The sequence below is a fragment of the Geodermatophilus amargosae genome (assembly GCF_041028265.1).
GTDB lineage: Bacteria > Actinomycetota > Actinomycetes > Mycobacteriales > Geodermatophilaceae > Geodermatophilus > Geodermatophilus amargosae_A.
The window spans coordinates 120,069-138,553 of sequence record NZ_JABGCW010000014.1 but is presented as its reverse complement, the minus strand read 5'-3'; the positions used below and the strand labels follow the sequence as shown (position 1 = coordinate 138,553).

General features: G+C 73.4%; 26 protein-coding genes. 21 read left to right on the top strand and 5 right to left on the bottom strand.

What is annotated here, in order from left to right; translation table 11 throughout:
* Position 1 precedes the first annotated feature (1 nt).
* The 15 genes from rpsE to truA all read left to right on the top strand — a co-directional run bounded on the left by rpsE (position 2) and on the right by truA (position 9,788).
* Positions 2–616 (top strand): 30S ribosomal protein S5, encoded by a 615-nt coding sequence (gene rpsE, locus HLV61_RS17680; RefSeq protein WP_026857030.1) that lies wholly within the window; start codon positions 2–4, stop codon positions 614–616.
* A 1-nt stretch (position 617) separates the two neighbouring features.
* Positions 618–797: a 50S ribosomal protein L30 gene (rpmD, locus tag HLV61_RS17675; RefSeq protein ID WP_093578188.1), complete on the top strand. Its 180-nt coding sequence runs from the start codon at positions 618–620 to the stop codon at positions 795–797.
* 13 nt (positions 798–810) lie between these two features.
* Entirely contained in the window at positions 811–1,254 is a 444-nt protein-coding gene (gene rplO / locus HLV61_RS17670; protein ID WP_440284991.1) for a 50S ribosomal protein L15, read from the top strand.
* Positions 1,255–1,427: 173 nt separating this feature from the next.
* On the top strand, positions 1,428–2,738 hold the full coding sequence (gene secY, locus HLV61_RS17665) for a preprotein translocase subunit SecY (protein ID WP_369257756.1): 1,311 nt from the start codon (positions 1,428–1,430) through the stop codon (positions 2,736–2,738).
* 8 nt (positions 2,739–2,746) lie between these two features.
* On the top strand, positions 2,747–3,346 hold the full coding sequence (locus tag HLV61_RS17660; protein WP_440284989.1) for an adenylate kinase: 600 nt from the start codon (positions 2,747–2,749) through the stop codon (positions 3,344–3,346).
* Between the two features lie 70 nt (positions 3,347–3,416).
* On the top strand, positions 3,417–4,220 hold the full coding sequence (gene map, locus HLV61_RS17655) for a type I methionyl aminopeptidase (RefSeq protein WP_369257752.1): 804 nt from the start codon (positions 3,417–3,419) through the stop codon (positions 4,218–4,220).
* 281 nt (positions 4,221–4,501) lie between these two features.
* Complete coding sequence (gene infA / locus HLV61_RS17650) at positions 4,502–4,723, top strand: translation initiation factor IF-1 (RefSeq protein ID WP_012950459.1); 222 nt, start codon at positions 4,502–4,504, stop codon at positions 4,721–4,723.
* Positions 4,724–4,796: 73 nt separating this feature from the next.
* Positions 4,797–4,910 carry a 50S ribosomal protein L36 gene (rpmJ, locus tag HLV61_RS17645; protein ID WP_012950458.1) on the top strand — a complete coding sequence of 38 codons (114 nt, stop codon included), beginning with the start codon at positions 4,797–4,799 and terminating at the stop codon, positions 4,908–4,910.
* A 15-nt stretch (positions 4,911–4,925) separates the two neighbouring features.
* On the top strand, positions 4,926–5,306 hold the full coding sequence (gene rpsM / locus HLV61_RS17640) for a 30S ribosomal protein S13 (RefSeq protein ID WP_369257750.1): 381 nt from the start codon (positions 4,926–4,928) through the stop codon (positions 5,304–5,306).
* Positions 5,307–5,401: 95 nt separating this feature from the next.
* Positions 5,402–5,809 (top strand): 30S ribosomal protein S11, encoded by a 408-nt coding sequence (gene rpsK / locus HLV61_RS17635; RefSeq protein ID WP_012950456.1) that lies wholly within the window; start codon positions 5,402–5,404, stop codon positions 5,807–5,809.
* A gap of 35 nt (positions 5,810–5,844) precedes the next feature.
* Positions 5,845–6,471, top strand: coding sequence for a 30S ribosomal protein S4 (gene rpsD, locus HLV61_RS17630; RefSeq protein WP_163477519.1), 627 nt, complete (start codon positions 5,845–5,847; stop codon positions 6,469–6,471).
* A gap of 152 nt (positions 6,472–6,623) precedes the next feature.
* Positions 6,624–7,700, top strand: coding sequence for a DNA-directed RNA polymerase subunit alpha (locus HLV61_RS17625; protein ID WP_369257747.1), 1,077 nt, complete (start codon positions 6,624–6,626; stop codon positions 7,698–7,700).
* Positions 7,701–7,850: 150 nt separating this feature from the next.
* Positions 7,851–8,561, top strand: coding sequence for a 50S ribosomal protein L17 (gene rplQ / locus HLV61_RS23215; protein ID WP_440284984.1), 711 nt, complete (start codon positions 7,851–7,853; stop codon positions 8,559–8,561).
* Positions 8,558–8,935, top strand: coding sequence for a hypothetical protein (locus tag HLV61_RS17615; RefSeq protein ID WP_369257745.1), 378 nt, complete (start codon positions 8,558–8,560; stop codon positions 8,933–8,935). The genes rplQ and HLV61_RS17615 overlap by 4 nt, the downstream gene beginning before the upstream one ends.
* A gap of 4 nt (positions 8,936–8,939) precedes the next feature.
* A complete protein-coding gene (truA, locus tag HLV61_RS17610; protein WP_369257911.1) occupies positions 8,940–9,788 on the top strand; it encodes a tRNA pseudouridine(38-40) synthase TruA in 849 nt (282 codons plus the stop codon).
* Here the strand turns inward: truA and HLV61_RS17605 are convergent.
* Together HLV61_RS17605 and mobA are read right to left on the bottom strand one after the other, a co-directional pair.
* Positions 9,785–10,447, bottom strand: coding sequence for an NAD(P)H-binding protein (locus HLV61_RS17605; protein ID WP_369257743.1), 663 nt, complete (start codon positions 10,445–10,447; stop codon positions 9,785–9,787). The genes truA and HLV61_RS17605 overlap by 4 nt on opposite strands.
* Positions 10,448–10,476: 29 nt before the next feature.
* Positions 10,477–11,067, bottom strand: coding sequence for a molybdenum cofactor guanylyltransferase (gene mobA / locus HLV61_RS17600; protein ID WP_369257741.1), 591 nt, complete (start codon positions 11,065–11,067; stop codon positions 10,477–10,479).
* 41 nt (positions 11,068–11,108) lie between these two features.
* Here mobA and fdhD point away from each other — a divergent pair, with 41 nt between their 5' ends.
* Positions 11,109–11,945 (top strand): formate dehydrogenase accessory sulfurtransferase FdhD, encoded by an 837-nt coding sequence (fdhD, locus tag HLV61_RS17595; protein WP_369257739.1) that lies wholly within the window; start codon positions 11,109–11,111, stop codon positions 11,943–11,945.
* 58 nt (positions 11,946–12,003) lie between these two features.
* On the opposite strand, the gene HLV61_RS17590 is transcribed toward fdhD, so the two are convergent.
* The 3 genes from HLV61_RS17590 to moeA are packed head-to-tail and all read right to left on the bottom strand — an operon-like array spanning position 12,004 to position 14,152.
* A complete protein-coding gene (locus HLV61_RS17590; RefSeq protein WP_369257737.1) occupies positions 12,004–12,495 on the bottom strand; it encodes a MogA/MoaB family molybdenum cofactor biosynthesis protein in 492 nt (163 codons plus the stop codon).
* Positions 12,492–12,962: a cyclic pyranopterin monophosphate synthase MoaC gene (gene moaC, locus HLV61_RS17585; RefSeq protein ID WP_369257735.1), complete on the bottom strand. Its 471-nt coding sequence runs from the start codon at positions 12,960–12,962 to the stop codon at positions 12,492–12,494. Before moaC ends, HLV61_RS17590 begins: the two co-directional genes overlap by 4 nt.
* On the bottom strand, positions 12,959–14,152 hold the full coding sequence (gene moeA, locus HLV61_RS17580) for a molybdopterin molybdotransferase MoeA (protein ID WP_369257733.1): 1,194 nt from the start codon (positions 14,150–14,152) through the stop codon (positions 12,959–12,961). The genes moaC and moeA overlap by 4 nt, the downstream gene beginning before the upstream one ends.
* 152 nt (positions 14,153–14,304) lie before the next feature.
* Here moeA and HLV61_RS17575 point away from each other — a divergent pair, with 152 nt between their 5' ends.
* The 5 genes from HLV61_RS17575 (at position 14,305) to glmM (ending at position 18,475) form a co-directional block, all read left to right on the top strand.
* The gene (locus HLV61_RS17575; protein ID WP_369257732.1) at positions 14,305–14,805 is read left to right on the top strand and encodes a beta-class carbonic anhydrase; all 501 of its coding nucleotides are present in this window, start codon (positions 14,305–14,307) and stop codon (positions 14,803–14,805) included.
* Positions 14,806–14,838: 33 nt separating this feature from the next.
* On the top strand, positions 14,839–16,050 hold the full coding sequence (locus HLV61_RS17570) for a DUF7373 family lipoprotein (RefSeq protein WP_369257730.1): 1,212 nt from the start codon (positions 14,839–14,841) through the stop codon (positions 16,048–16,050).
* Positions 16,051–16,242: 192 nt separating this feature from the next.
* The gene (rplM, locus tag HLV61_RS17565) at positions 16,243–16,686 is read left to right on the top strand and encodes a 50S ribosomal protein L13 (protein WP_093578172.1); all 444 of its coding nucleotides are present in this window, start codon (positions 16,243–16,245) and stop codon (positions 16,684–16,686) included.
* Positions 16,683–17,114: a 30S ribosomal protein S9 gene (rpsI, locus tag HLV61_RS17560; protein ID WP_440284980.1), complete on the top strand. Its 432-nt coding sequence runs from the start codon at positions 16,683–16,685 to the stop codon at positions 17,112–17,114. The genes rplM and rpsI overlap by 4 nt, the downstream gene beginning before the upstream one ends.
* Before the next feature lie 11 nt (positions 17,115–17,125).
* On the top strand, positions 17,126–18,475 hold the full coding sequence (gene glmM / locus HLV61_RS17555) for a phosphoglucosamine mutase (protein ID WP_369257728.1): 1,350 nt from the start codon (positions 17,126–17,128) through the stop codon (positions 18,473–18,475).
* The last annotated feature ends 10 nt before the right edge of the window (positions 18,476–18,485 follow it).

The window sequence follows — 18,485 nt, the reverse complement described above, 5'->3', positions numbered from 1 at the left end:
GATGCCAGGACCACAGCGACGCGGCGGCGGCGCCGGCGGCGGTAACGACCGCCGCGACCGTCGTGACGGCGGGCGAGGGCCCGGCGGCGCGCCTGCCGAGAAGAGCAACTACATCGAGCGCGTGGTCGCCATCAACCGCGTGTCGAAGGTCGTCAAGGGCGGTCGGCGCTTCAGCTTCACCGCCCTCGTGATCGTCGGCGACGGCGACGGCACCGTGGGCGTCGGCTACGGCAAGGCCAAGGAGGTGCCCGCGGCCATCGCCAAGGGCGTCGAGGAGGCCAAGAAGCACTTCTACAAGGTGCCGCGCATCGCCAGCACCATCCCGCACCCGGTGCAGGGTGAGGCGGCGGCCGGCGTGGTGCTGCTCAAGCCGGCCAGCCCCGGTACCGGTGTCATCGCCGGTGGCCCGGTGCGTGCCGTGCTCGAGTGCGCCGGCATCCACGACGTCCTCTCCAAGAGCCTCGGCTCGTCGAACCCGATCAACATCGTGCACGCCACCATGCAGGCGCTGAAGGACCTCGTCCGCCCCGAGGAGATCGCCGCCCGCCGCGGGCTGCCCCTCGAGGACGTCGCCCCGGCCGCCATGCTCCGGGCGCGCGCGGGTCAGGGGGTCTGACATGGCGCAGCTGAAGGTCACCCAGGTCCGGTCGGCGATCGGCTCGAAGCCCAACCAGCGGCAGACGCTGCGCTCGCTGGGCCTCAAGCGGATCCACGACACGGTCGTGCAGGAGGACCGTCCCGAGATCCGCGGGATGGTCGCCACGGTGACGCACCTCGTCGCCGTCGAAGAGATCTGAGCAGGGACCCCTCATGACCATCAAGATCCACCACCTGCGTCCGGCCCCGGGCGCCCACACCCCCAAGACGCGAGTCGGCCGTGGTGAGGGCTCGAAGGGCAAGACCGCCGGTCGCGGCACCAAGGGCACCGGGGCGCGCGGGAACACCTCCGCGCGCTTCGAGGGCGGTCAGACGCCGCTGCACATGCGGCTGCCCAAGATGTCGGGCTTCAAGAACCCCAACCGGGTCGTGTTCCAGGTCGTCAACCTCGACCGGATCGCGGCGCTGTTCCCCCAGGGCGGGCACGTCGACCCCGACAGCCTCGCCACCGCCGGCGCGGTGCGCCGGGGCCAGCCGGTGAAGGTCCTCGGGACCGGTGACCTGGGCGGCGTCCAGGTCACCGTGCACGCGCACGCCTTCTCCGCCTCCGCCGCCGAGAAGATCTCCGCGGCCGGGGGCAGCACCACCCGCATCTGACCGCCGACGACCCCCGGGAGCACCATCGCCCCGGGGGTCGTCTGCTGCCCGGTCCGCCGTCCGGCGGGCCGCCTGGTGCGCCCCTCGGCAGGGCCCCGCCGCGCTCTCGAGTGGCGGGGGCAGAGGGGCCCGTCGTCGTTGCTAACCTCATCCGACCGAGCAGGGGAGGGCACGTGCTGCAGGCGTTCGCCGCGGCGTTCCGGACGCCAGACCTCCGGCGCAAGTTGCTGTTCTCCCTGGCGATGATCGCCGTCTACCGGCTGGGCGCCTCCGTGCCCGGGCCGGGCGTCTCCGTCCAGGCGATCAACAGCTGTCTCGAGCAGGCCCAGGCGGGCAGTCAGCGCGACGTCTACTCGCTGGTGAACCTGTTCTCCGGTGGAGCGCTGCTGCGGCTGTCGATCTTCGCGCTGGGGATCATGCCCTACATCACCGCCAGCATCATCGTGCAGTTGCTGGTCGTGGTCATCCCGCGCTTCGAGCAGCTGAAGAAGGAAGGGCAGTCGGGCCAGCAGAAGCTGACCCAGTACACCCGCTACCTGACGATCGCGCTGGCGGTCCTGCAGAGCACCGGCATCATCGCCCTGGCCCGCAGCGGCCAGCTGTTCCCCGGCTGCCAGCAGGACATCATCCCCTCGGACAGCATCTGGACGACGGTCGTCCTGGTCATCGCCCTGACCGCCGGCACCGCGGTGATCATGTGGCTGGGCGAGCTGCTCACCGAGAAGGGGATCGGCAACGGCATGTCCGTGCTGATCTTCACCTCGATCGCGGCACGCATCCCGGCCGAGGGCGGCTCGATCCTGCAGACCCGCGGCGGCGTCGTCTTCACCGTCGTCTGCGCCTTCGCCCTGCTGATCATCGGGGCGGTCATCTACGTCGAACAGGCGCAGCGCCGCATCCCGGTCCAGTACGCCAAGCGCATGGTCGGCCGCCGCATGTACGGCGGGACCTCGACCTACCTGCCGCTGAAGGTCAACCAGGCCGGCGTCATCCCGGTCATCTTCGCCTCGTCGCTGCTGTACCTGCCCCAGCTGATCACCCAGCTGCAGGGCGACGAGACCGGCCCGGTCCGGCAGTTCTTCGAGAACTACGTCATCGACCAGAGCAGCCCGGTCCACGTGGCGCTGTACTTCGGCCTGATCGTGTTCTTCACGTACTTCTACGTGTCGATCACCTTCAACCCGGAGGAGCGGGCCGACGACATGAAGCGCTACGGCGGCTTCATCCCCGGCATCCGTCCGGGACGGCCGACGGCGGAGTACCTGCAGTACGTGCTGTCCCGGATCACCCTGCCCGGGTCGATCTACCTGGGCATCGTCGCGGTGCTGCCCAACTTCTTCCTGTCGGTGACGCAGCAGGGAGCGAACCAGAACTTCCCGTTCGGCGGGACGGCAGTGCTGATCATGGTGGGAGTCGGCTTGGAGACCGTGAAGCAGATCGAGACGCAGCTCAACCAGCGCAACTACGAAGGGTTCCTGAAGTAGTGCGCATCGTGCTGCTGGGTCCGCCCGGCGCCGGCAAGGGCACCCAGGCCCAGGTGATCGCCGGCCGGCTCGGTGTCCCGGCGATCTCGACCGGCGACATCTTCCGCGCCAACGTCAGCGGCCAGACCGAGCTCGGCCTGAAGGCCAAGGTCTACATGGACGCCGGCGACCTGGTGCCCGACGAGGTCACCGTCGCCATGGTCAAGGGCCGCCTCGGCGAGCCCGACGCGGAGGGCGGCTTCCTGCTCGACGGCTTCCCCCGCACCATCCCGCAGGCAGAGCAGCTGCGCAGCTCCCTCGAGGACCTCGGGCACGGCCTGGACCGCGTCGTGGAGCTCGTCGTCGAGGAGGACGAGCTGGTGCGCCGGCTCTCCGGCCGCCGGATGCTGGTGGACGGCGAGTGGGTGCAGCGCGAGGACGACAAGCCCGAGACCGTCCGGCGCCGGCTCGAGGTCTACCGGGAACAGACCGCTCCGCTGTCGGGGTTCTACGACGGCGAGGGGCTGCTGTCGCGCATCGACGCGATCGGGTCCGTCGACGAGGTCACCGCCCGGGTGATGACCGCCCTGGGCCGCCCCCCGCAGCCCGGGCAGCCGAGCGACAGCTGAGGGGACGGCGCCGCCGATGTCGGCCGGGATCCTGACCCGCCTCCCGCTGCTGGCGAAGTGGAGTGGACGCATGATCCAGATCAAGACGTCGCACGAGATCGAGCTCATGCGCGGCGCCGGTCTCGTCGTGGCGCAGGCCATCGCCGCCGTCCGGGCGGCGGTGCGGCCCGGCGTGACCACCGGGGAACTCGACGCGATCGCCGAGGACACCATCCGGTCGGCCGGGGCGATCCCGTCGTTCCTGGGCTACCACGGCTTCACCGGCAGCATCTGCGCCTCGATCAACGACGAGATCGTCCACGGCATCCCGGACCCGGAGCGGGCCCTCGCCGAGGGCGACAACATCTCCATCGACTGCGGCGCCATCCTGCGCGGCTGGCACGGTGACTCCGCCGTCACCGTCACCGTCGGCCCGCCGTCGGCCGAGGACGCCGCGCTCATCGACGTCACCGAGCGCAGCATGTGGGCCGGTCTGGCCCGCGCCGTCGCCGGTGGCCGGCTGACCGACATCGGTGCCGCCGTCGAGGGGGTGGTCACCGCCGAGCAGCACGCCTACGGCATCGTCGACCACTACGGCGGGCACGGCATCGGCACCGAGATGCACCAGGACCCGCACGTCCTCAACTACGGCCGGCCCGGTCGGGGCCCCAAGCTCGTGCCCGGCCTCGCGCTGGCCATCGAGCCGATGGTGACGGTGGGCGACGCCGCGACCGCCGAGCTCGACGACGGCTGGACGGTCGTCACGAAGGACGGGTCGCGCGCCGCGCACTTCGAGCACACCGTCGCCATCACGCCGGAGGGCCCCTGGGTCCTGACGGCCGAGGACGGCGGCGTCGCGGGGCTGGCACCGTTCGGGATCACCCCCCGCACCTGAACCCGGCTCCCCCGTGCCCCGACCCGGGCACGCAGGGGGAGGCCCCCGTGTGACCGAGGCCGGGTTGGATCGCCGTCCACAGGCGGGGTACAGTGGCCGATGGCGCTCGCGCCGTCCTGTCGTCGTGCTGTGGCCGCGCGATGCTGGGCGCCCTCGCGGGAGTGTCTGCACCACACGTTCTGCAACCACCGTGTGCGACCTGGGGCTGGGCCCCGGCATGGACGCACGCGACTCCAGCACCACACCACCAGCACCACCGAGTCAGGGAGGCCGTGTAGGGCATGGCGAAGAAGGACGGGGCCATCGAGGTCGAGGGTCGCGTCGTCGAGCCGCTGCCCAACGCGATGTTCCGGGTCGAGCTGCAGAACGGGCACCGGGTGCTCGCCCACATCAGCGGCAAGATGCGGCAGCACTACATCCGCATCCTGCCGGAAGACCGCGTCGTCGTGGAGCTCTCGCCCTACGACCTGACCCGCGGTCGCATCGTCTACCGCTACAAGTGACCGCCGCCGGCGCGGGACACCTCCGGGTGTCGCGTGGGCGGCCATCGATCGACAGGAATGAGGGGCGGCACCGGTGAAGGTCCAGCCGTCGGTGAAGAAGATCTGCGACAAGTGCAAGGTGATCCGCCGGCACGGCCGGGTCATGGTCATCTGCGACAACGCCCGCCACAAGCAGCGGCAGGGCTGAGGGAGTACCTGAGACATGGCACGACTGGCCGGCGTCGACCTGCCCCGCGACAAGCGGATGGAGGTCGCGCTCACCTACATCTACGGCATCGGCAAGACCCACGCCAAGGAGACCCTGACGGCGACCGGCGTCAGCCCGGACCTGCGCGTCCGGGACCTCTCCGACGAGGACCTGCTGCGGCTGCGCGACTACATCGACGAGCACTTCCGCGTCGAGGGTGACCTGCGCCGCGAGGTGGCCGCCGACATCCGCCGCAAGGTGGAGATCGGCTGCTACCAGGGCCTGCGTCACCGCCGTGGACTGCCGGTCCACGGTCAGCGCACCAAGACCAACGCGCGCTCGAGCAAGGGCCCGCGCAAGACCATCGCCGGCAAGAAGAAGGCCGGCAAGAAGTAAGCCGCGCAGCGGCCCGTCGTGGCGACCCGTGAGGGCGGGGACGACGGGCTGCGCGTGTGTTCCCAGGCCATACGTCAGAAGGAATCCGGAGAGACATGCCTCCCAGGGCTCGCGCCGCGGCTGGTGCCAAGAAGGTCCGCCGCAAGGAGAAGAAGAACGTCGCCCACGGCGCCGCTCACATCAAGAGCACGTTCAACAACACGATCGTGTCGATCACCGACCCGACCGGGAACGTGATCAGCTGGGCCTCCGCCGGCCACGTCGGCTTCAAGGGCTCGCGCAAGTCGACGCCGTTCGCGGCGCAGATGGCCGCCGAGAACGCCGCGCGCAAGGCCCAGGAGCACGGCATGCGCAAGGTCGACGTCTTCGTGAAGGGCCCGGGTTCGGGTCGGGAGACCGCGATCCGCTCGCTGCAGGCCACCGGCCTCGAGGTCGGGCAGATCCAGGACGTCACCCCCCAGCCGCACAACGGCTGCCGCCCGAAGAAGCGCCGCCGGGTCTGACCGGCCACTGACGAGAAGAACGAGGAGTACCTGACGTGGCCCGTTACGCCGGAGCCGACTGCCGCCTGTGTCGGCGCGAGAAGATGAAGCTGTTCCTCAAGGGCAGCAAGTGCGAGTCCCCGAAGTGCCCGATCGAGATCCGGCCGTACCCGCCGGGCGAGCACGGCCGGGGCCGCAGCAAGGACAGCGAGTACCTCCTGCAGCTGCGCGAGAAGCAGAAGGCCCGCCGCATCTACGGCGTCCTCGAGAAGCAGTTCCGTGGCTACTACGAGGAGGCCAACCGCAAGACCGGCAAGACCGGTGAGGTCCTGCTGCAGATCCTCGAGTCGCGGCTGGACAACGTCGTGTACCGGGCCGGCTGGGGCGAGAGCCGCGACATGGCCCGCCAGCTGGTCAAGCACGGCCACATCCGGGTCAACGGCCGCAAGGTCGACATCCCGTCCTACCGGGTGAGCGCGAACGACATCGTCGAGGTCGCCGAGAAGTCGCGGCGGATGGTGCCCTTCGAGATCGCCCAGGCCCGTGCCGGCGAGCGCCCCGTGCCGCCGTGGCTGGAGGTCATCGGCGGCCAGCTGCGTGCCGTCGTGCACAGCGTCCCGGCCCGCCAGGTGATCGACACCCCGGTCCAGGAGCAGCTGATCGTCGAGCTCTACTCCAAGTAGGGGCTCGCAGCACCACAGCGAGACAGCACCACCGCGAGACAGCACCACCGCAGCACCCGGCCCCGGCGGGCGGACCGATGTCCGCCGGGGCCTGCACCACCCCCCTCACGGCGTCATATGGCGGTCGCCGGAGGACCAGAAGGAGAACACCCATGCTCATCGCACAGCGTCCGACGCTGACCGAGGAGACGATCACCGAGCAGCGCTCGCGGTTCGTCATCGAGCCGCTGGAGCCCGGCTTCGGCTACACCCTCGGCAACTCGCTGCGCCGCACCCTCCTGTCGTCGATCCCCGGCGCTGCTGTCACCAGCATCCGGATCGAGGGCACCCTGCACGAGTTCACCACCGTGCCCGGGGTCAAGGAGGACGTCACCGAGATCATCCTGAACCTCAAGGGCCTCGTGGTGAGCTCCGACTCCGACGAGCCGGTGACCATGTACCTGCGCAAGCAGGGCCCCGGGGAGGTCACCGCCGCCGACATCGCGCCCCCGGCCGGTGTCGAGGTGCACAACCCCGACCTGCACATCGCCACCCTGAACGGCAAGGGCCGCCTCGAGATCGAGCTGGTCGTCGAGCGGGGCCGCGGGTACGTCCCGGCGCCGCAGAACAAGCAGCCCGGCCAGGAGATCGGCCGCATCCCGGTCGACTCGATCTACTCGCCGGTCCTCAAGGTCACCTACGCCGTCGAGGCCACCCGCGTCGAGCAGCGCACCGACTTCGACCGCCTCGTGGTCGACGTCGAGACGAAGCCCTCGATCGCCCCCCGCGACGCCATCGCCAGCGCCGGCTCGACCCTGGTCGAGCTGTTCGGCCTGCTGCGCGAGCTCAACGTCGACGCCGAGGGCATCGAGGTCGGGCCCAGCCCGGCCGAGGCCGCCGACATCGCGAACTTCTCGATGCCGATCGAGGACATGGACCTCACCGTCCGGTCCTACAACTGCCTCAAGCGCGAGGGTGTGCACACCGTCGGCGAGCTGGTCACCCGCTCGGAGGCCGACCTGCTCGACATCCGCAACTTCGGGGCCAAGTCGATCGACGAGGTCAAGATGAAGCTGGCGGCCATGGGCCTGGCGCTCAAGGACAGCCCGCCCGGGTTCATCCCGACCTCGGTCGAGAGCTACGACGAGGGTTACGAGACCGACGCCTACCACGGCACCGCCGAGTACGGCGCCGAGTACGGCCAGGTCCAGTACGACGACGGCTCCTTCCAGGAGACCGAGCAGCTCTGACGCCGCACCGGCCGGGCGGCGGAGGTCCGCCGCCCGGCCGGGCCGGTGTCCACGGCACCGGCAGCGCCCGCCACACTGAGAACAGCGACGACAGCACCACCTGGTAGCAGCCGGCGCACGCCCCGCCCGGCCGCCTGAGGAAGGACCGACATGCCCACCCCCACCAAGGGCCCCCGTCTCGGCGGCTCCGCCGCCCACCAGCGGCTGATGCTGGCCAACCTGGCCACGTCGCTGTTCGAGCACGGGCGGATCACCACCACCGAGGCGAAGGCGAAGCGGCTGCGTCCGTACGCCGAGAAGCTGGTCACCTTCGCCAAGCGCGGTGACCTGCACGCCCGCCGGCAGGTCATGACGGTCATCCGCGACAAGGACGTCGTCCACCACCTGTTCGCCGAGATCGGCCCGCGCTACGAGAACCGGCCCGGCGGCTACACCCGCATCACCAAGGTCGGTCCGCGCAAGGGCGACAACGCCCCCATGGCCGTGATCGAGCTGGTCGAGGCCCTGACCGTCGGCCAGCAGGCCGTCGGCGAGGCCGAGCGTGCCCGCGGCACCCGCTTCGCCGCCGGCGCCGGTGCGGCCTCCGCCTCCGGTGAGGTCACCGCCGACGTGATCGAGGCCGCCGACGCCGACGAGACCGACGCCGACGACGCCGTTGCCGATGACGCCGTTGCCGATGACGCCGTTGCCGATGACGCCGTTGCCACCGACGCCGCTGCCACGGACGACACGGCCGTCGGCGACACCGTCGCCGACGACACGGTCGCCGTCGAGGCGGCCGCCGCCGACGACACCACCGAGGTCGTGGCCGCCGACGCCGAGACCCCGGGCGACGCCGGGGACGCGGACGGCACCAAGTGACCGAGCAGCCGGGCGAGGGCGGCAACGCCGGCGCTGCCGGGGTCCCCGCCAGCGGCGGTGACCAGGGCGCCGGCTCCGTGGGTGAGACCACCGGGCCCGGCGGCGACACCTCGCCGGCCGTCACCGGGGGCGGCGTCGACCCCGAGGCGCAGGAGATCGTCACCGATCTCTACAACCCCGACGGCGACCGCCAGGACGACGGGGACGTGACCCCGCAGCCGCGCGCGGAGAACCTGGCCGTGGTCGACGACCCCGCGCTGTCGCCGGACGTGGCGGCCGCGGCGGCCGCCGAGATCGAGGCCGCCGAGATCGGCGACGCCGCGACCGCGGGCACCCACGCCCCCGGCGGCGAGTCGGCGCCCGACCCCCAGTGAGCTCCTGAACACCCCGCACGACTCCGACGAGCCCGCCCCCGACCCCGGGGGCGGGCTCGTCCGTCTCCGGCTGGCCGTCGCCTACGACGGCACGGACTTCTCCGGCTGGGCCCGGCAGCCCGGGCGCCGCACCGTGCAGGCCGAGCTCGAGGCCGCGCTGACCACCGTTCTGCGGACCCCGGTCGGGCTCACCGTGGCCGGCCGGACCGACGCCGGGGTGCACGCCACCGGCCAGGTCGCGCACGCCGACGTCCCGCCGGCGGCGTGGGAGGACCAGCGGGAGCGGCTGGTACGCCGGCTGCGCGGGCTCCTGCCGGCCGACGTGGCCGTGCGCGCCGTGGCGGAGGCCCCACCGGGCTTCGACGCCCGCTTCGGGGCGCTGGCGCGGCACTACGCCTACCGGCTCACCGACAGCGACGCCGGTCCGCCGCCGCTGCGCCGCGCCGACACCGTCGGCTGGCCCCGCCGGCTCGACGCCGCCGCCATGGACGCCACTGCACGCCTGCTGACCGGCCGGCACGACTTCGCCGCCTTCTGCCGCCGCCGCGAGGGGGCGACGACGATCCGCACGCTGCTGGAGCTCGCGGTGGCCCGCGACGGGGAGCTGGTGACCGTCACCACGTCCGCGGACGCGTTCTGCCACTCGATGGTCCGCAGCCTGGTCGGCGCGCTGATCGCCGTCGGGGAGGGCCGCCGGTCGCCGGAGTGGCCCGCCGCCCTGCTCGAGCGCCGGCAGCGGGCCGACGAGGTCGTCGTCGCACCGCCGGGCGGGCTGACCCTGCTGCGGGTCGACTACCCGCCGGACGCCGACCTGGCCGCCCGCGCGCTCGTCACGCGCGCGCTGCGCACCTAGGGCAGCGCGGCGACGGCGTCGGCGATCGGGGTGTCGCCGGAGACGAGTTCCACGACCTCGTTCGCCTTGCCCGCGTCGAGCAGGGCGAGCAGCACCGCGGCGACGTCGTCGCGGGGGACCTCGCCGTACCCGACGCCGTGCTCGAGCCGGACGCGCCCGGTGCCCGGCTCGTCGGTCAGAGCACCCGGCCGCAGGATCACGACGTCCAGCGCCGTGCGCGGCAGGATCACGTCCTCGGCGCGCAGCTTGGCCTGCAGGTACACGGCGAAGACCGGGTCCATGCCCTTCGGCGTGCCCTTCCGCGCCTGCTCGACGCCCATCGAGGACACCAGCAGGTAGGGGCGGACGCCGGCCCGCTCGGCGGCGTCGGCCAGCAGGACGGCGGCGCCGTGGTCGACGGTGTGCTTGCGGGCCTCGCCGCTGTTCGGCCCGGCACCGGCCGCGAAGACCACCGCGTCGGTGCCGCGCACCACCTCGGCGACGTCGTCGACCGCCGCGGACTCCAGGTCCAGCACCGCGGGGATGACGCCGTCGGCCTCGAGGTCGGCGGTGTGGTCGGGATTGCGGACGATGCCGACCACGGTGTCCCCGCGGCCGCTGAGCAGCCGGCCGAGGCGGCGGGCGACCTGACCGTGGGCTCCGGCGATGACGACGCGCATGCCCAGCCCCTACCCCTCGCCCGGACCGGTCACCCGCCCGCGGCGGCGCGGGCGCGGGCCAGGTCGGCGGGGGTGTCGCAGTCGGTCCAGGGCGGCGGCGTCCCCGGCTCGCGGGCGGGGGAGTGCCGGGTGACCGACAGCCGGGCCAGCACCCGGCGCACCGGTACCGGACCGTCGGCCCCGGTCAGCGCCGCGCGCAGCGCCACGGTGCGCCACACCCCCAGCAGGTACTGGTCGCGGCCGGTGTCGTCGACGACCAGGACGCCGTCGGCCGTGAGCCGCGCCCGCAGGTCGGCCAGCAGCGCGGGCGTCACGAACGGCAGGTCGCCGGCGAGCACCGCGACGACGTCGGTGTCGACGACGGCCAGTCCCGCGCGCATCGCGGCGACCGGCCCGCCGCCGGGGGGCCGCTCGCGGACGACGCGGACACCCGCGGGCACCGGCTGCGGCGGCCCGACGACGACCCGCGGGGCCGCGTCGGCGACCGCGGCGAGCACCGACTCGAGCATCGTGCGGCCGCCCACCTCGAGCTGCGGCTTGGCCCGCCCGCCGAGCCGGGCCGCACGGCCACCGGCCAGCACCACCGCGGCGTAGGGCGCGAGGGGGTCCGGTGCGGTCACGGACAGACCGTAGGGGCCGGACGTGGGTACCGTCGCTGATCGTGGGACGAGTCACCAGCCGCACCCCGGTGCTCCGCATCCGGGGCCCCGTGCACACCACCCGACCCGACACGGTGGCCGCGGAGGAGCCGCTGGAGATCCGCCTCGACGGGTCGCCGCTGGCGGTCACCATGCGCACGCCGGGGGCGGACTTCGACCTCGTGCACGGCTTCCTCGCCACCGAGGGGGTCATCGCCGGCATCGAAGACGTCGCCGGGCTGCGCTACTGCAACAGCGTCGACGACGAGGGCCGCAACACCTACAACGTCGTCGACGTCGACCTGGCGCCGGGCGTGGAGCCGCCGGACACCGCGCTGGACCGCAACTTCCTCACCTCGAGCTCGTGCGGCGTCTGCGGCAAGGCGAGCATCGACGCGATCCGGACGCGCACCCGCCACGACGTCGCCGCCGACGCCACCCGCCTGGAGCTGGCCACCCTGCTGGCGCTGCCCGACCGGCTGCGCGCGGCGCAGGAGGTGTTCACCAAGACCGGCGGCCTGCACGCGGCCGGGCTGTTCACCGCCGACGGCGAGCTCGTGGTGCTGCGCGAGGACGTCGGCCGGCACAACGCCGTGGACAAGGTGATCGGCGACGCGCTGCGCGCCGGGCGGCTGCCGCTGACCGGGCACGTGCTGATGGTCAGCGGCCGCGCGAGCTTCGAGCTGACCCAGAAGGCGGCGATGGCCGGCATCCCGGTGCTCGCGGCGGTGTCGGCGCCGTCGTCGCTGGCGGTCGAGCTGTCCGCCGACGTGGGGATCACGCTGGTCGGCTTCCTGCGCGGCGACGGCTGCAACGTCTACAGCCGCCAGGAGCGCATCGTCCTCCCGGACCAGGCATAGGAAGCTCTGCGCACGTTCTCGGACTCCAGACGTGCGGAAAGCCTCCTGTGCCGGCGGCTCAGTGGTCGCCGCCGCGGAGCTGGCTGACCACGTGGGGGAGCAGCGGACCGAGCACCGCGAGGCCGTCGCGGACGCCGCCGGTCGAGCCGGGCAGGTTCACGATCAGCGTCCGCGCCGCGGTACCGGCGATCCCGCGGGAGAGCACCGACGTCGGCACCTGCTCCTGCCCGTACCGGCGCACTGCCTCGGCCAGGCCGGGCGCCTCGCGCTCGACCACGGCGCGCGTGGCCTCGGGCGTGACGTCGGTGGGGGACAGGCCGGTGCCGCCGGTGGTCAGGACGACGTCGGCCCCGGACGCGACGGCCTCGCGGATCACCGCGGCCAGCGCCTCGACGTCGTCGGGGCGCACGTGCGGCCCCTCGACGGCGAAGCCGAGCTCGCGCAGCCCCTCGGCGAGCGCCTGCCCGCTGCGGTCCTCGTACACCCCCGCCGAGGCGCGGTTGGAGGCGGTGACGACGACGGCGCGGGCGCCGGCCGGCACCCCGCTCACCGCCGCCACTCGCCGCTCTTGCCGCCGGACTTGGCCAGCAGTCGCACGTCGGTGATCGAGGCGCGCGGGTCGACGGCCTTGACCATGTCGATGACGGTCAGTCCCGCGACCGCGACCGAGGTCAGCGCCTCCATCTCCACGCCGGTGCGGTCGGCGGTGCGGGCGGTGGCGGTGATCTCCACGGCGTCGTCGGTGACCTCGACGTCGACGGTGACGCCGTGCAGCGCGATCGGGTGGCACAGCGGCACCAGGTCCGGCGTCCGCTTGGCCCCGGCGATGCCCGCGATCCGCGCGACCGCCACGGCGTCGCCCTTGGGCACGCCCTCGCCGCGCAGCAGCGCCACCACCTCCGGGCTCACCAGCACCCGGCCCGCGGCGGTGGCCTCCCGGGCGGTGACCGGCTTGGCCGAGACGTCGACCATCCGGGCGGCGCCCTTCTCGTCGACGTGCGTCAGGCGTTCACTCACTGCAGGGCTCCCTCGATGAGCACGACGTCGACCGCGGCACCCGCGGGCAGCTCGGTGACGTCCTCGGGCACGACGACCAGGCAGTTGGCCCGGGCCAGGTGGGCGACCAGGTGCGAGCCGGGCCCGCCGACCTGGGAGACGCGGCCGGCGTCGTAGCGGCCGCGTAGGAACTGCCGCCGCCCGGCGGGGGAGCGCAGCGGCGCGGTGAGCACCGCGGGCGCCCGCAGCCGGTCGGGGGAGGCGTGGCCCAGCGCCCGCCGCAGCGCCGGGCGGACGAAGACCTCGAAGGACACGAACGAGCTCACCGGGTTGCCCGGCAGCGTGACCACGGGGACGCCGTCGACCGTGCCGGCGCCCTGCGGCCCGCCCGGCTGCATGGCCACCTTGCCGAACTCGACGGTGCCCAGTGTCCGGAACGCGTCCTTGACCACCTCGTAGGCGCCCGCGCTCACGCCGCCGCTGGTGACCAGCAGGTCGGCGTCCGCGAGCTCGCTGCGCACCGTGGTCAGGAACTGGTCGACGTCGTCGGGGACGAAGTGCAGCCGCCGGGCGGTGCCACCGGCGTCCTCCACGGCGGCGCACAGCAGCAGCGAGTTGGACTCGTAGACCTGCCCGGGCAGCAGCGGCTCGCCCGGCTCGACCAGCTCGCTGCCGGTGGACAGCACCAGCACCCGCGGGCGGCGGCGGACCCACAGCGTGCGCGCGCCGACGGCGGCGGCCAGCCCCAGCTGCGCGGCGCCGAGCGGGCTCCCGGCCTCCAGCGCCACCGTCCCGGCGGTGATGTCCTCCCCGGCGCGGCGGAGGTGGGTGCCGGCGGCCGGGGCGTCCCGGATCTCGACGACGTCGGTCGCGGCGTCGGTGAGCTCCACCGGCACGACGACGTCGGCACCCGGCGGCAGCAGCCCGCCGGTCATGATCCGCTGTACGGTGCCCGGGGCGAGGGGGACGACCTCGGTCCGGCCGGCCGGGATGTCGTCGGCGACCGGCAGCCGGACGGGGAGGCCGGCCAGGTCGGCCGAGCGCGCGGCGTACCCGTCCATCGCCGAGTTGTCGTGGCCCGGCAGCGGCACGCCGGCCGCGACGTCGCGGGCGAGCACGCGGCCGTGCGCCGCGGCCACCGGCACCTCCTCCTCGCCGAGCGGGGCGAGCAGGGCGGCGACGACCGCCTGGTGTTCCTCGACCGTGCGCACCCGGCCATCCTGGCGGATGCGCCCCCGCGCGGCCGCCGCGCGCCCGGGGTCACCCGCGAGCGCGTACCCGCGGCATAGGAAGCTGTCCCTCGGGTCCGCACGGCAGAACGTGCGGAGAGCTTCCTTTGCCGCCGACCCGAGAGGAGCCGCACGTGCCCGAGTACGAGCGGATGCTGGCCGCCAACGAGGAGTGGGCCCGGGACTTCCAGGGCGGCCTGCCCGTGGCGCCGGCACGCAAGGTCGCCGTCGTCGCCTGCATGGACTCCCGCATGCCCCTGTTCCCGCTGCTGGGTCTGGCGGTGGGCGACGCGCACGTCATCCGCAACGCCGGCGGGGTCGTCACCGAGGACACCATCCGCTCGCTCACCATCTCCCAGCACGTGCTCGGGACCCGCGAGATCGTGCTGGTGCACCACACCGACTGCGGCCTGCAGAAGATCGACGACGCCTCCTTCGCCGACCTGGTCGAGCAGGCCACCGGGGCCCGCCCGCCGTGGCCGGCGCGCACCTTCACCGACGCCGACGAGGACGTCCGCGAGTCGATCCGGCTGCTGCGGGAGAGCCCGTACCTGCTGGCGAAGGACGTCTGCGGCACCGTCTACGACGTCGCGACCGGACGGCTCCACCGGGTGGAACCCGACGCTGCTGCGTGACCTGCGCCGATCCCCCTCCTAGGCTCCCCGCTCGTGACGGGGACGCGGGGCCGGCGGGTGGGAGGCGTGGCGGCCGCCGTGGCAGCGGGGGTGCTGCTGGCGGGGTGCACGAGCACGGTCAGCGGGACGGCGACGCCGCTGGCCAGTGCCGCACCCACCACGAGCGGGTCGCCGGCTCCCACCACGCCGTCGGAGCCGCCGATCGACGTCACGCCCGCACCGGGACCGACCGTGGGCACCCTGGTGGAGGCCCACCGGATCGCGTCGGTGACCTCGCTGGTGCCGGTCACCTTCCCGAGCCGGACCGAGACCTGCTTCCCCTCGGGCCCGTGGAGCGACGCCGGCGCCCTCGACGCGGCCTACTTCGGCAGCGGGACCGCCGGGCCGGTCCTCGACCGCTGGGGCTTCGTCACCGCGTGGGGCCAGTGCAACAGCGACCCCGCCGACGGCCGCGGCACGCTGACGATGGTGGCCGAGCTGTCCGACCCCGAGTCGGCCGCGCGGGCCGCCCGGGAGCTCGCCGAGGACCAGGCGACCGGCGGCTACGAGCCCGCGCAGGTGCCCGGACTCGACGGTGAGGTGCTGCTGCAGGAGAGCGGCGAGGAGGACGTCGTCCAGGCGTTCGTGCCCGTCGGCCGGATGCTGGCCTACGCCTACCACACCGCCGGTTCCGGTCAGGGCCTCGAGGACGTCGGCCGGCTGATGGCCGACCAGGTGCCGCTGCTGCAGTCGTTCCGGCCCACCCCGCAGGACCAGGTGCCCACGCTGCCCACCGACCCGAACGGCCTGCAGCGGCTGACCCTCGACCCGCCTGGGGACCTCACCGACTCCTCCGGCCCCTACGACCTCGAGGGGTACCTGCGGCTGGCCATCGACCCGGCCGTGGAGCGCGACCTGCTCACCGCCAACGGGTTCACCGGCTTCTACTCCAAGCAGTCCGAGGAGGCCGACCTCAGCTACGCCGTCGCGCTCTACGCCTTCCCCTCGTCCCTGCAGACGAACGCCGTCTACTCGGCCTTCGCCCGGCTCGAGGACGCCGAGTTCGGCGGCACCCCGTTCCAGCTGCCCTCCGTCCCCGACGCCCCGTGCTTCTGGTTCGAGTCGGGGGAGAGCTACTACCAGCGCTGCTACGTCGGCTACGGCAGCCACCTCGCCAGCGTGGACGTCCTCGGCCTCGACGCCCCCGACGACGTCGCCGCGATGGACCGCCTGCTGCCCGCGCAGCGCGACCTCATCGACGGTTGAAGGACCCCGTCCTCCTCACCCCTCGCACGCTCGGGGTGAGCCCTTGGACGGGGCCGTTCCAGCCGGTCGCCTGCTGGTATCGTCGTCGGCTGGTGCGCGGCCGCCGGCTGGTGCGCGCGTGCCGCCCCGTCTCCCGTGCTCGGTGAGGCGATCCCACCAGCCACCCCGACGACGACGGAGGACACGAGCGCCGTGCGCACGTACACCCCCAAGCCCGGCGAGATCGCACGGGACTGGCACGTCATCGACGCCACCGACGTGGTGCTCGGTCGACTCGCCAGCCAGATCGCGATCCTGCTGCGCGGCAAGCACAAGCCCCAGTTCGCGCCCCACGTCGACGTCGGTGACTTCGTCGTGGTCGTGAACGCCAACAAGATCGCGCTGACCGGCTCCAAGCGCGACCAGAAGACCGCCTACCGCCACTCCGGCTACCCGGGCGGCCTGCGCGCCATCAACGTCGGCGACCAGCTGCGCACCCACCCCGACCGCGTCGTCGAGCGCGCCGTCAAGGGCATGCTGCCGCACAACAGCCTCGGCCGGCAGATGGCCAAGAAGCTCAAGGTGTACGCGGGGCCGGAGCACCCGCACTCCGCGCAGCAGCCCCAGACCTTCGAGATCAAGCAGGTGGCCCAGTGACCTCCCCCATGACCACGGCGACGACCGTGACCGACGCCGACGGGCGTCCCGTCCAGACGGTCGGCCGGCGCAAGGAGGCCATCGTCCGGGTGCGGCTGCTCCCCGGCACCGGCCAGTTCAAGCTCAACGGCCGCACCATCGAGGAGTACTTCCCCAACAAGGTGCACCAGCAGCTCATCCGTGAGCCGTTCGTGATCCTGGAGAAGGGCGAGCAGTACGACGTCGTCGGCATCCTCCACGGTGGCGGCGTCAGCGGTCAGGCCGGTGCGCTCCGCCTCGCGATCGCCCGCGCGCTCATCGAGGTCGAGCCCGACGACCGTCCGGCCCTGAAGAAGGCCGGCTTCCTGACCCGTGACCCCCGCGTCACCGAGCGCAAGAAGTACGGGCTCAAGAAGGCCCGCAAGGCGCCCCAGTACTCGAAGCGCTGACCGGCACCGCCGTGGGTCGCCTCTTCGGGACCGACGGCGTCCGGGGTCGGGCCAATGCCGACCTCACGCCGGAGTTGGCCCTGTCGGTGGCCCGTGCCGCCGCCACCGTGCTCGCCGACCGCGACGGGACCTCGCGTCCCGTCGCGGTCGTCGGCCGTGACCCCCGCGCCAGCGGGGAGATGCTCGAGGCCGCCGTCGTGGCGGGCCTGGCGAGCGCGGGCGCCGAGGTCCTGCGCGTGGGCGTGCTCCCGACGCCGGCTGTCGCCTTCCTCACCGCCGGGACCGGCGCCGACCTCGGCGTCATGATCTCGGCCAGCCACAACCCGATGCCCGACAACGGCATCAAGCTGTTCAGCCGCGGCGGCCACAAGCTGCCCGACGCGCTCGAGGCGGCGATCGAGTCGGCCGTGGCCACCTCCCGCCGGAGCACCGACGGCGTCCGTCCCACCGGCGGCGACGTCGGCCGGGTCCGCGACCTGACCGACGGCGCCGCGGACTACGCCGCGCACCTGCTGGGCACGCTGCCGGCGCCGGTGTCCGGCCTGCGCCTCGTCGTCGACTGCGCACACGGCGCCGCCGCCACGGTGGCTCCCGAGGTCTACCGCCGCGCCGGCGCCGAGGTCACCGTCATCGGGGGCGAGCCCGACGGCTGGAACATCAACGACGGCATCGGCTCCACCCACCTCGGCCCGCTCACGCAGGCCGTCCGGGACACCGGCGCCGACCTCGGCATCGCCCACGACGGCGACGCCGACCGGTGCCTGGCGGTCACCGCCGACGGCCAGGTCGTCGACGGCGACGCGATCCTCGCCGTGTGCGCGCTCGGCCTCAAGGAGCGCGGCGAGCTCCGGCAGGACACCGTCGTCGCCACGGTGATGAGCAACCTGGGCTTCCACCACACGATGCGTGACGCCGGCATCACGGTGCAGACCACCGCCGTCGGCGACCGCTACGTGCTCGAGGCGCTGCGCGCCAGCGGCCTGTCCCTGGGCGGGGAGCAGAGCGGCCACCTGGTCTTCCTCGACCACGCCACCACCGGCGACGGGACGCTCACCGGCCTGTCGCTGCTGTCCCGCATGGCCGCCACCGGCGCCTCGCTGGCCGAGCTGGCCTCGGTCGTGCAGCGGCTGCCGCAGACGCTGGTCAACGTGCCGGTCCGCGACCGGATCCGGGTCGTGGAGAGCGACACGGTGGCCGGTGCGGTCAACGCCGCCGAGGCGGAGCTCGGCGACGAGGGCCGGGTGCTGCTGCGCCCGTCGGGCACCGAGCAGCTGGTGCGGGTGATGGTCGAGGCGCCGACGCAGCAGCTCGCCGACGGCATCGCCCAGCGCCTGGCCGCCGTCGTCGCCGCCGTCGACTGAGCCCTGCGGC